13 protein-coding genes, 2 tRNA genes and 1 rRNA gene are annotated in these 10,601 nt (G+C 41.8%); 12 read left to right on the top strand and 4 right to left on the bottom strand.

The features are described from left to right. The first annotated feature begins 38 nt into the window (after positions 1–38). The 8 genes from rrf to tsaD all read left to right on the top strand — a co-directional run bounded on the left by rrf (position 39) and on the right by tsaD (position 4,265). Positions 39–154 (top strand): 5S ribosomal RNA (gene rrf, locus ASG46_RS19430). Positions 155–171: 17 nt separating this feature from the next. After that, a tRNA-Met gene (locus tag ASG46_RS19425) sits at positions 172–248 on the top strand. A gap of 49 nt (positions 249–297) precedes the next feature. Next, a tRNA-Asp gene (locus ASG46_RS19420) sits at positions 298–374 on the top strand. Between the two features lie 279 nt (positions 375–653). Next, positions 654–1,631 carry a thiamine-phosphate kinase gene (gene thiL / locus ASG46_RS19415; RefSeq protein ID WP_017359860.1) on the top strand — a complete coding sequence of 326 codons (978 nt, stop codon included), beginning with the start codon at positions 654–656 and terminating at the stop codon, positions 1,629–1,631. A 12-nt stretch (positions 1,632–1,643) separates the two neighbouring features. Next, complete coding sequence (tsaE, locus tag ASG46_RS19410; RefSeq protein WP_017359859.1) at positions 1,644–2,120, top strand: tRNA (adenosine(37)-N6)-threonylcarbamoyltransferase complex ATPase subunit type 1 TsaE; 477 nt, start codon at positions 1,644–1,646, stop codon at positions 2,118–2,120. Further along, positions 2,101–2,790 (top strand): tRNA (adenosine(37)-N6)-threonylcarbamoyltransferase complex dimerization subunit type 1 TsaB, encoded by a 690-nt coding sequence (gene tsaB, locus ASG46_RS19405; protein WP_056705794.1) that lies wholly within the window; start codon positions 2,101–2,103, stop codon positions 2,788–2,790. The genes tsaE and tsaB overlap by 20 nt, the downstream gene beginning before the upstream one ends. A gap of 25 nt (positions 2,791–2,815) precedes the next feature. Continuing rightward, complete coding sequence (gene rimI / locus ASG46_RS19400; protein WP_008344382.1) at positions 2,816–3,244, top strand: ribosomal protein S18-alanine N-acetyltransferase; 429 nt, start codon at positions 2,816–2,818, stop codon at positions 3,242–3,244. Continuing rightward, positions 3,237–4,265 carry a tRNA (adenosine(37)-N6)-threonylcarbamoyltransferase complex transferase subunit TsaD gene (gene tsaD / locus ASG46_RS19395; RefSeq protein WP_017359857.1) on the top strand — a complete coding sequence of 343 codons (1,029 nt, stop codon included), beginning with the start codon at positions 3,237–3,239 and terminating at the stop codon, positions 4,263–4,265. The genes rimI and tsaD overlap by 8 nt, the downstream gene beginning before the upstream one ends. 467 nt (positions 4,266–4,732) lie before the next feature. Here the strand turns inward: tsaD and ASG46_RS19390 are convergent, their stop codons facing one another. Continuing rightward, entirely contained in the window at positions 4,733–6,655 is a 1,923-nt protein-coding gene (locus ASG46_RS19390) for an ABC-F family ATP-binding cassette domain-containing protein (protein WP_056705790.1), read from the bottom strand. 138 nt (positions 6,656–6,793) lie between these two features. Here ASG46_RS19390 and moaC point away from each other — a divergent pair, with 138 nt between their 5' ends. The 4 genes from moaC to tatC are packed head-to-tail and all read left to right on the top strand — an operon-like array spanning position 6,794 to position 8,932. Further along, positions 6,794–7,285 (top strand): cyclic pyranopterin monophosphate synthase MoaC, encoded by a 492-nt coding sequence (gene moaC, locus ASG46_RS19385; RefSeq protein ID WP_035391505.1) that lies wholly within the window; start codon positions 6,794–6,796, stop codon positions 7,283–7,285. 15 nt (positions 7,286–7,300) lie between these two features. Next, entirely contained in the window at positions 7,301–7,954 is a 654-nt protein-coding gene (locus ASG46_RS19380; RefSeq protein ID WP_008355687.1) for a redox-sensing transcriptional repressor Rex, read from the top strand. A 27-nt stretch (positions 7,955–7,981) separates the two neighbouring features. Further along, entirely contained in the window at positions 7,982–8,161 is a 180-nt protein-coding gene (locus tag ASG46_RS19375) for a twin-arginine translocase TatA/TatE family subunit (protein ID WP_008344374.1), read from the top strand. 6 nt (positions 8,162–8,167) lie between these two features. Next, positions 8,168–8,932 carry a twin-arginine translocase subunit TatC gene (tatC, locus tag ASG46_RS19370; protein ID WP_090756407.1) on the top strand — a complete coding sequence of 255 codons (765 nt, stop codon included), beginning with the start codon at positions 8,168–8,170 and terminating at the stop codon, positions 8,930–8,932. 39 nt (positions 8,933–8,971) lie between these two features. Here the strand turns inward: tatC and ASG46_RS19365 are convergent, their stop codons facing one another. The 3 genes from ASG46_RS19365 to ASG46_RS19355 are packed head-to-tail and all read right to left on the bottom strand — an operon-like array spanning position 8,972 to position 10,580. Next, positions 8,972–9,598 carry an NUDIX hydrolase gene (locus ASG46_RS19365; RefSeq protein ID WP_008344370.1) on the bottom strand — a complete coding sequence of 209 codons (627 nt, stop codon included), beginning with the start codon at positions 9,596–9,598 and terminating at the stop codon, positions 8,972–8,974. 56 nt (positions 9,599–9,654) lie between these two features. After that, entirely contained in the window at positions 9,655–9,849 is a 195-nt protein-coding gene (locus tag ASG46_RS19360; RefSeq protein WP_017366710.1) for a YdiK family protein, read from the bottom strand. Then, positions 9,846–10,580 (bottom strand): CPBP family intramembrane glutamic endopeptidase, encoded by a 735-nt coding sequence (locus ASG46_RS19355; RefSeq protein WP_046342812.1) that lies wholly within the window; start codon positions 10,578–10,580, stop codon positions 9,846–9,848. Before ASG46_RS19355 ends, ASG46_RS19360 begins: the two co-directional genes overlap by 4 nt. Positions 10,581–10,601 lie beyond the last annotated feature (21 nt).

Raw genomic sequence — 10,601 nt, 5'->3', positions numbered from 1 at the left:
TTGTTATCTAGTTTTGAGAGAACATTCTCTCCATCAGGTTTGGTGGCGATAGCGAAGAGGTCACACCCGTTCCCATACCGAACACGGAAGTTAAGCTCTTCAGCGCCGATGGTAGTTGGGGGGTTCCCCCTGTGAGAGTAGGACGCCGCCAAGCTTGTCATTTTATATCGTCGCGGGGTGGAGCAGTTCGGTAGCTCGTCGGGCTCATAACCCGAAGGTCGCAGGTTCAAATCCTGCCCCCGCAACCAAATTATTTTACCTATTAAGTAGCGAGTGCTCATTGAGTACAGCCAAAATGGTCCGGTAGTTCAGTTGGTTAGAATGCCTGCCTGTCACGCAGGAGGTCGCGGGTTCGAGTCCCGTCCGGACCGCCATTTTTATGACTTGTAAACGAAAACGTATAGTTTCGTTTTTTTTTTATGTCTTTTTCTTTCAATAAGTATCCTAGACGCAATGAAACTCCTTGTGTTTGGCTACACTAAATGTGATAAGAAAAGATCATGACTTCAACAAACAACGCCTGGTTTTTTTATACCAGGCTTTCTTTATATCGTTTTTAGTTGGAACCGAGGCTCATATTCGCTACACTAATACTAACTGTGTCTGACATCATGTTTGCTCAATCAGTTGATTGTATGAAGGGGCTGTCTTTTATGGATGAATTTGATCTTATTCGTCGAATTACACCAAAAGAAACGCATCAGCGTTCTTTGGTCATGGGCATCGGTGATGATGCTAGTGTTTATCAACCTCATTCACATTGTGAAGAGGTCGTTTGTGTTGATACAATGGTAGAGCATGTCCATTTTCGATTTGATTTTTCCACACCCTTTGAGGTTGGATTTAAAGCGCTGGCAGTGAATATCAGTGATATTGCAGCCATGGGAGGAACCCCTAAGTATTATCTTGTATCAATCGCGATCCCGCCTCATGGGGATGAAGCAATTGTCGCAGCTTTTTACGAGGGAATGAAAGCATTGGCTGACACATATCATATGGATTTAATCGGTGGAGATACAGTAGCCACCCGCAGTGACTTTGTCATCACAGTAACGGTCATTGGTGAGATTCCAAAGGGATCAGCCTGTTACCGTCATAGTGCTCAGACAGGAGACGTTGTCTTTGTCACAGGTGAACTAGGTTCATCAGCTGCTGGGCTATCCCTTTTAATGAATGAAGTAAATACTGCACATTCGATTGACACTGCTTTTTTTCTAGAGCGACACAAAATGCCGCAGCCCCATATTGCTGCTGGCCTTATTTGTTCAAGCTTCCCCCGGGTGACCTTGAATGATGTGAGTGACGGATTAGCGAGTGAGTTAAACGAAATAGCGGAAGCCAGTCGTGTGACGATTGAAATTGAAGCTGATCAGCTCCCAAAACATCCACATCTACCGTTGTTACATAAAGAGTGGCTTGAATGGGTCTTGTTCGGTGGAGAGGATTTTGTCTTAACTGGTACGATCCCTGAAACGGATTGGAAGCGATTTGAGACGCAATGTAAAAAAGAACACATTCAGGTCACGCGTATTGGACAAGTCAAAGATGACCAAGCGTCCAGCGTTATTTTAAAAGACCATGATCAACAAACAATTTTAATGAAAAAAGGATATAATCATTTTAAGAAATGAGGTGACTTCACCATGAAGTTAACGTGGACAACAAAAGGTGCGGATGAGACGAAACGAATTGCTGCTGCCTTGGCTACACTTGTGATGCCCGGCGATGTCTTAACATTAGAAGGAGACTTAGGCGCAGGTAAAACGACTTTTTCAAAAGGTTTTGCAGAAGGCTTAGGTATTACCCGTATCGTCAACAGCCCTACTTTTACAATTATTAAAGAATATACGGATGGCAGACTGCCACTTTATCATATGGATGTGTATCGTATGGAAGATGCGGAAGAAGATATTGGACTGGGCGAATATTTTGAGGGGGAAGGTGTGTGTTTGGTTGAATGGGCACATCTCATTGAACCTCAATTGCCTTCATCGTATTTAAAAATTGAAATGCTGAGAACAGAACGTGAAGAAGAACGTCATCTCACGTTTTATGCAAAAGGGGAGCGTTATGAGGCCCTTTGTAAGGAGATGAAAAACATTGACCATACTGGCAATTGATACGTCAAACCATACACTCGGAATAGCTGTTATCCGTGATGACACTGTGGTTGGGGAAAGTATTACGTACTTAAAGAAGAATCATTCAGTACGTGCAATGCCGACAGTTGAAGCACTGATGAAAGAATGCGGCGTAGCACCGAACGAATTAAGCAAAATTGTTGTAGCCAAAGGACCCGGCTCTTACACTGGCGTTAGAATCGGTGTGACCATTGCAAAAACACTTGCTTGGACGCTGTCTATCCCGATAGCTGCTGTTTCAAGTTTAGAAACGCTGGCGGCAAATGCTCGATATTTTGATGGAATGATTTCTCCTATATTTGATGCAAGAAGAGGACAAGTTTATACAGGGTTATATACATTTGAAGGTGGAAAGATAAAAGAAGTGAAACCTGATCAAAATATCCTGCTCACTGATTGGCTTCAAGAGCTGAAAAAGGAAGGGAATCCTGTTTTATTTCTTGGACATGATGTGCATCTTCATCAAGAGAATATACTCTCCATACTTGGAGAAACCGCCGTTTTAGCAGACGAGGCATTTCACAACCCAAGACCTTCAGTGCTCGCATTTTTGGGGGCAGACCGCCCTGCTGAAGATGTCCATCAGCTTGTTCCTAATTATATTCGTTTGGCAGAAGCGGAAGTGAAATGGCTTGAAGGACAAAAATAATCTCAACACAGTAGAGATGCGAAGAATGACAGTAGAGGACATCCCAGAGGTATATACGATTGAAGTGCATTCGTTTACAGCGCCTTGGAAAAAAGAGTCGTTTGTCTATGAAATTCTCCATAACCAATACAGCCATTATTTCCTCATTGAAGAAGATGGTCAGCCTGTTGGGTATTGCGGCGTTTGGATTGTCATGGATGATGCACAAATTACGAATATTGCGATTCTCCCTGAGCACCGGGGAAAAGGATACGGGGAAGCGCTGCTTCGATATGTCATGGAATTTTGCAAAGAAAAAAAGACAGATCATCTTTCACTAGAAGTGCGGGTATCAAATACGCCAGCACAATCCCTTTATGAAAAGCTAGGTTTTAAACCAGCTTCTATTCGAAAAAATTATTATACGGATAACGGGGAAGATGCATTAGTCATGTGGGTGAAGATAAATGAGTGAAAAAAAAGATCGATTCATATTAGGTATAGAAACAAGCTGTGACGAAACAGCTGCGTCCATTGTGAAAAATGGGAAAGAGATCGTAGCGAATGTTGTCGCCTCACAAATAGAAAGCCATAAACGATTTGGCGGCGTGGTACCAGAAATCGCTTCAAGGCATCATGTGGAACAAATGACGATCGTATTAGAAGAAGTCATGACGCAGGCCAATATGACCTTTCAGGATTTAGATGCCATTGCTGTGACAGAAGGACCGGGCTTAGTTGGTGCACTTTTGATAGGTGTTAATGCAGCCAAAGCATTGAGTTTTGCACATCAAATTCCGCTTGTTGGTGTTCATCATATTGCTGGACACATTTATGCGAACCAGCTCGTTGGTGAACTGGTGTTTCCTTGTTTAGCTCTAGTCGTCTCTGGTGGGCATACTGAGCTTGTTTTGATGAAAGAGCATGGGTCTTTTGAGGTCATTGGTGAAACGTTGGATGATGCGGCTGGAGAAGCGTATGACAAAGTAGCTCGGACAATGGGTCTGCCATATCCAGGGGGACCTCACATTGATCGATTGGCACATGAAGGGGAGCCAACGATTAAGCTTCCTCGAGCATGGCTTGAAGAAGGGTCCTATCATTTTAGCTTCAGCGGTTTAAAATCAGCGGTCATCAACACACTACACAATGCGTCTCAAAAGGGTGAAACCATTGCGCCAGAGGATTTGGCTGCAAGTTTCCAAGAAAGTGTGATTGAGGTGCTGGTTGGAAAGACATTAAAAGCGGCTGAAGCGTATGGTGTGAAACAAGTCGTTCTAGCTGGCGGGGTTGCTGCCAATAAAGGTCTTAGAGAAGCCCTTACTTCAGCATTTGCGAAGCTACCTGAAGTGAATGTCATGATTCCGCCATTGTCTCTTTGTACAGACAATGCAGCCATGATTGCTGCTGCGGGAACCATTGCATTTGAAAAGGGAATAAGAGGCGACATGGCAATGAACGGTCAACCTGGACTGCCGCTTGTCTCCTATGAATAAGAACTCCTGTTGATACAGGAGTTTCAGCGTGTAGACAAACCCTCGCATTCTTTGTCAGTCCTGCGTGCTGGTGCTCACGAATATCAAATTCGCTCCGCGCCAGTAATCGTCTTTCCTAGACTTCAAGGGCTTTCTATCACGCTGAAAAGAAGACAAAGGGCTAAAATCAAGTTCATTTTAGCCCTTTGTCAACAATTTGGAACTCCTGTGGATATACAGGATTTTTTTCTATTGAAATGAAAGCGATTTATTCACATGTAAACGTTATATATCCACAATTGTTAGAAAATTTGTTTTAAAATGAAGAGAATGTGTATAAATGTGATCTTTTATGTGGATATGTGATTAAAATACTGTGGATAAAGTGGATAACTTTAAAATATTTAAGAATAATCAAGATGTTATTGTGGGTATCGTTGTGGATAAAGATTCTCTCCTTAAAAAAAGAGCACCCGTTAGGGCACTCTTTATGCATCTGATAGATCTTCCCATTCCGCAAAAAGTGATTCCATCTCTTGATTGAGCGCATCATTTTCTGTTTGAATGGCTTGTACTTTCTCGTGATCTTGGAAAATAGCAGGATCACATAGAAGCTCTTCGTTTTCACCGAGCTTGTCTTCGATGACAGCGATACGCTCTTCAATTTCTTCAATTCGGCGCTGCTTTTGTCTTTCTTTCTTTTTTAGTTCTTTTTCTTCTGCATAGGAAAGTTTTGCTGTTTCTACTGGTTTTTCTGCTTGTTTTTTATGCGTCTCCTGAGTTTGGAGTGCTTCAAGCTCTAATTGTTCGTTTTTCTTTTCAAGATAGTAGTCGTAGTCACCGAGGTATTCTTTTGTTTCATCTGGCGAAAGCTCAAGTACTTTTGTTGCCAAGCGATTGATAAAGTAACGGTCATGCGAAACAAACAAGATGGTGCCTGGATAATCAATCAGTGCATTCTCTAAAATTTCCTTACTGTCTAAATCAAGATGGTTCGTCGGCTCATCAAGAATCAGGAAATTGGCTTTTTGGAGCATCAGCTTTGCCAGCGCAAGTCGTGCTTTTTCTCCACCGCTTAATGCATGTACAGGCTTTAAGACGTCATCACCTGAAAAAAGGAAGTTTCCTAAACAAGTCCGAATGTCTTTTTCAGTCATATGGGGATAATCATCCCAAAGTTCATTTAACACTTTCTTGGAGGATGTCAGCTTGGCTTGTTCCTGATCATAGTAGCCAATCGTCACATGAGAACCAAAGCTGATATCGCCTTTTACTGGTTTTAACGTATCCGTTAAGGTTTTTAAAAGAGTTGATTTCCCGATACCGTTAGGACCGATGAGTGCCACGCTATCCTCCCGTTTAATATGAAAAGAGAGGGAGGAGAGGAGCGGCGTTTTTTCATCGTAACTAATATCGAGATCATGCACCTTCAGCACGTCATTTCCGCTTTGCCTCATAATATCGAAATGGAAGTTTGCGGATTTTTCATCTCCTAACGGCTTATCTAAACGATCCATCCGTTCCAGCTGTTTCCTTCTGCTTTGAGCACGCTTTGTGGTGGAGGCTCTTGCTAAGTTGCGATCCACGAAATCTTGAAGCTTCGAAATTTCTTCTTGTTGTTTTTCATACAGCTTCATATCACGCTCTAGCTGCTCAGCTTTTTGGTCAAGATACTTACTATAGTTCCCAGCGAACTTTTTCATCGCTGTTCTTGACACTTCATATACATGGTTTACGACTTTGTCTAAGAAGTATCGGTCATGGGAAACGATGAGAATGGCTCCTGTATAATTTTGCAAATACTGCTCAAGCCATGATAAGGTATCAATATCTAGATGGTTGGTTGGCTCATCCAAAATCAAGAGTTCTGGTTTCATCAATAATAGCTTTCCAAGCGCTAGACGAGTTTTCTGACCGCCGCTTAAGGATTGGACGGTTGTATGATCTTCAAAATGACTAAAGCCGAGTCCGTGTAAAATGGAGCGGACATCTGCTTCATATTGGTAGCCGCCTTGATCTTTAAATGCTTGCTGCAGCCTGTCATAGGTTTTCATTAGAGAATCTAATTCTGTTCCTGTGGAAGAAGCCATTTTCTCTTCTATGGTTCTCATCTCTTGTTCCATTTCTTTTAAATGATCGAAAACGGATAGTAGTTCGTCTTTTAGCGTACGTGTAGACGTCACATCTGTATGCTGTGCTAGATATCCAATGGATAGGTCTTTCGGTTTGATGATCTCACCTTGTTCGTAAGACATTTGACTGGCAATGATTTTTAAAAGCGTGGATTTTCCTGCACCGTTACGACCAACAATGGCAATACGATCCCTCGCTTTGACTTCCAATTTTATATTCGTTAAAACGGTATCAGCGCCAAACGATTTGGACAGCTGATTCACTTGTAGAATCATCATGTAACTTCACCTCTGCTATAATATGTTAAGTGTAGCTTATCAGCAGTAAACCGGCAAATCTTACATACGGCTGCCATGGTCAAATGAAAGACAGATAGGAAAAAATAGTGTATGATTTGAGTGAGGGAGCGTTGAAAGATGAGTCAATTTAGCCACTTTAACGAACAAGGAAGAGCAAAGATGGTCGACATTAGTGACAAATCGTCTACAGTGAGAACTGCCGTTGCTGTTTCAAGCGTTCGTATGATAAAAGAAGTATTTCATCAAATACAAAAGCATGGTATTGGAAAAGGGGATGTACTATCTGTCGCACAGGTAGCTGGCATCATGGCAGCAAAGCAAACATCTACTATCATTCCAATGTGCCATCCGCTTGCATTAAAAGGTGTCGATATCTCCTTTGATTGGGAGGAAGACGGAAATGCGTACATTCTGAACATACAAGTACAAGTGAAAACAAAAGGAAGTACGGGTGTGGAGATGGAAGCGCTCACTTCTGCCTCAGTATGTGCACTGACCGTTTATGACATGTGCAAAGCAATAGACAAAGGAATGATCATCGGCCCGACCTATCTAGTAGAAAAAACAGGCGGGAAAAACGGTGATTTTCACAGAGCATCTGATATTTAAGTTGGAGGATCTTATATGAATATAGACCAGTCAAAAATTCCACAAGCGACAGCCAAACGTTTGCCGCTTTACTACCGTTTTTTAAAAAATCTGCATGCATCAGGAAAACAAAGGGTGTCATCGGCAGAGCTTAGTGATGCAGTCAAAGTGGATTCTGCCACCATTCGCCGAGATTTTTCTTACTTTGGTGCACTTGGGAAGAAAGGGTATGGCTATAACGTCGATTACCTCTTGACCTTCTTTAGAAAGACCCTTGACCAAGATGAAATGACGAATGTTATGCTCATCGGTGTCGGGAACTTAGGGACTGCTTTTTTACATTATAATTTCATTAAAAATAATAATACAAAAATTTCAATGGCTTTTGACGTCAATGAGAGTAAAATAGGAAGTGAGATAGGCGGCGTGCCTGTCTATGATTTGGATAAGCTTGAAGAGCATGTGCAAGAGGTAGGAGATATTCCTGTTGCGATTTTGACAGTGCCTGCCGTAGCAGCTCAATCCATTACAGATCGTTTGATTGCCCTTGGCATCAAAGGAATCCTTAACTTTACGCCGGCTCGATTGAATGTGCCGGAACACATTCGAATTCATCATATAGATTTGGCGGTTGAACTTCAGTCTCTTGTGTATTTCTTAAAGCATTACTCTGTTACACAGGAGGACTGACGAAAAGGGGTAAAGGGGGTGGAGCAAATGGGTCCGATCGGTCCTGGAAGTTTGGTTCTGATTGCGGTTGTTGCGCTCATTATTTTTGGGCCGAAAAAGCTTCCTGAATTAGGAAGAGCAGCAGGAGATACATTACGTGAATTCAAAAATGCCACAAAAGGTTTAGCTGATGATCAGGAAGAAAAAAAGAAAAAAGAAGATCAGTAGAATAGGATGAGCTTCATGAATGTCAAAGATATGCCGCTTATGGAGCATATTGTGGAACTGCGAAAACGTTTAGTGATCATTGCGATGTTTTTTGTCACCTTTATGGTGGCAGGTTTTTTTCTCGCTAAGCCGGTCATTGTGTATTTACAAAATACCGATGAAGCGGCCACACTGACATTGAACGCATTTAAGCTCACAGATCCACTGTACGTGTTTATGCAGTTCGCTTTTGTCATTGCTCTTGTTTTGACGTGTCCCGTGATTTTATATCAGCTTTGGGCGTTTGTGAGTCCTGGCTTATATGAAAAAGAAAGAAAGGTGACACTTGCTTATATTCCGATTGCACTGCTTTTATTTTTGAGCGGTGTGGCTTTCTCTTATTTTATTTTGTTTCCGTTTGTCGTCGACTTTATGATGCGGATGTCAAATGATTTACATGTGGAGCAAGTGATTGGGATTCATGAGTATTTTACATTTCTGATGCAGTTAACACTTCCATTTGGCTTTTTGTTTCAGATGCCTGTCGTGTTGATGTTTCTCACTAGACTTGGCATCATTACACCGATGTTTTTATCGAAAATACGGAAGTATGCCTATTTTGTCCTCCTTGTCATTGCCGCACTTATTACACCGCCAGAGCTCGTTTCTCACCTCATGGTTACCTTGCCAATGCTCGTTTTGTATGAAGTGAGTATTGTCATTTCAAGAGTGACCTATCGCAAAATGCAGCAAACAGAGACAGAGGAGAAAGAAAATGATGTTGTCTCATAAAAAAGCATCGTGATCCAAATAGGGATCACGATGCTTTTTCTATTGCGAAAGAAATTGATTGATTGCTTGAAAGAGATGCTCATAATACGCAGGTTCATGCGGGACAAAATCATGTACACGGACCTCTCTCTTTTCCTCACATCGCTTGCCGTCTGCATCCACTTCAAAGCCCTCGATGTTCATTTTTTCGCATTCTCTACTTAAAAGCTGCTGTGCATCCATCAGCCTTGCTCTATAAAGTCCAGCAACTTCTTCTTTCTGTAGATGGACATCCATGTGCTCTTTTTGATCCATATAAAGATACACATGGCAAAACTCACGATCGGTAAACGATGGCATATGGATTTCATCTTTAATGACACCAGCAAAGGTAAGGTTCTCAAACGAGATGGAGAGACCAAGCTCTTCTTCGACTTCTCTGATGCCATCAGAAGGCTGTTCATCTGCGAGAAGGTGGCCTGCTGCTGTGATATCAAATAGAGAAGGGAAATCCTTTTTGGAGGGACTCCTCAGCTGAAAATAGAGAAACACTGTGTCATCTTCCTTTTTTAAAAGCCAGAAATGAAAGGTTTCATGCCAAAGGCCCTCAGCATGGATATCAGATCGAGCGGCTGTACCAATCGTTTCATGCTGATTGTTCATGATGTTCAGTTTTTCGTGTTCCATGAAAACATGACCTCCATAAAAAACCATTTTCCAAACGGCGGAAAATGGTTTCTGCTTTATTTTTGCTGTTGTTTTTTCATTTTGACAGAAAAAGCAAACATTTTTAACGCGATATTAATATTATAGGCCGCAAACACCATCAGCAAAATGCTGTAAAATGACCACATGTCACCTGGATTTTGAATGGCCATATAGGTGAACGCCACACCTACGGCAAAATAAATAATGCCCCATACGACAGGGTTTCTCATGAGAAAAAGCCTCCAATAATCATTTGCATTGTTTGAGATTGTTCTTCAATCATTTTTCTTACTGGCTCAATCTGCACAAGGATAACGAGCGAATTCATCAGCATATGAGCACCGATTGGCACAATGATTCGTTTTGTTTTCGCATACAAAAAGGCAAATGTAAAGCCCATTGCGGTATAGAGCAAGATATGTGGGAAATCATTGTGTACAGCAGCAAAAACCACTGAACTGACAAGTGCGCCAATGAAAAAATTCGTTTTTTCATAAACGACACCAAAGATGATTTTTCGGAAAATGATTTCTTCTAATATCGGTCCAATCAGAGCGATGACGATGACAAGCCATGGAACTGCATCCATAATGGCTAAAATGTTTTGAGTATTTTCGGATTCTCGGCTAATGCCAAATGCATATTGTTCAATCGCCCCCGCAATGGATTGTGCAAAGAGGGAAAGAAAGAAACCGCCAATGATCCAAGCGATTGCCACGCCGACTGATGCCGGTGCTTCATTTCGGAGTGAAGCTTTTGGTACAGTCCGAAGGATGAGCAGAATAATGATTAGTCCAATACAGAAGCTGATGATTGTCCATGTTCCTGACAATTTGGAGAGCTCTGCTTGTGTCATCGGTGTCTGAATGTAACCTAACCACTTCATGATGAACACATACGGAAACGCAGAAACCTGCACCAATATATACGTTAAGATGATGTACCAATATTGTTTTTTCAAGTAACGAAAACCCCTTTACTA

The organism is Bacillus sp. Leaf49, from assembly GCF_001426125.1.
Lineage (GTDB): Bacteria > Bacillota > Bacilli > Bacillales > Bacillaceae > Bacillus > Bacillus altitudinis.
This window is presented reverse-complemented; position numbering and strand designations above follow the sequence as displayed.

Bases quoted from the DNA above. Each gene is read 5' to 3' on its own strand.
- rimI (WP_008344382.1), top strand. From the start codon at position 2,816: ATGACAGTAGAGGACATCCCAGAGGTATATACGATTGAAGTGCATTCG.
- ASG46_RS19365 (WP_008344370.1), bottom strand. From the start codon at position 9,598: ATGGAACACGAAAAACTGAACATCATGAACAATCAGCATGAAACGATT.
- tsaD (WP_017359857.1), top strand. From the start codon at position 3,237: ATGAGTGAAAAAAAAGATCGATTCATATTAGGTATAGAAACAAGCTGT.
- tsaE (WP_017359859.1), top strand. From the start codon at position 1,644: ATGAAGTTAACGTGGACAACAAAAGGTGCGGATGAGACGAAACGAATT.
- tatC (WP_090756407.1), top strand. From the start codon at position 8,168: ATGAGCTTCATGAATGTCAAAGATATGCCGCTTATGGAGCATATTGTG.
- ASG46_RS19390 (WP_056705790.1), bottom strand. From the start codon at position 6,655: ATGATGATTCTACAAGTGAATCAGCTGTCCAAATCGTTTGGCGCTGAT.
- moaC (WP_035391505.1), top strand. From the start codon at position 6,794: ATGAGTCAATTTAGCCACTTTAACGAACAAGGAAGAGCAAAGATGGTC.
- ASG46_RS19375 (WP_008344374.1), top strand. From the start codon at position 7,982: ATGGGTCCGATCGGTCCTGGAAGTTTGGTTCTGATTGCGGTTGTTGCG.
- thiL (WP_017359860.1), top strand. From the start codon at position 654: ATGGATGAATTTGATCTTATTCGTCGAATTACACCAAAAGAAACGCAT.
- ASG46_RS19380 (WP_008355687.1), top strand. From the start codon at position 7,301: ATGAATATAGACCAGTCAAAAATTCCACAAGCGACAGCCAAACGTTTG.
- ASG46_RS19360 (WP_017366710.1), bottom strand. From the start codon at position 9,849: ATGAGAAACCCTGTCGTATGGGGCATTATTTATTTTGCCGTAGGTGTG.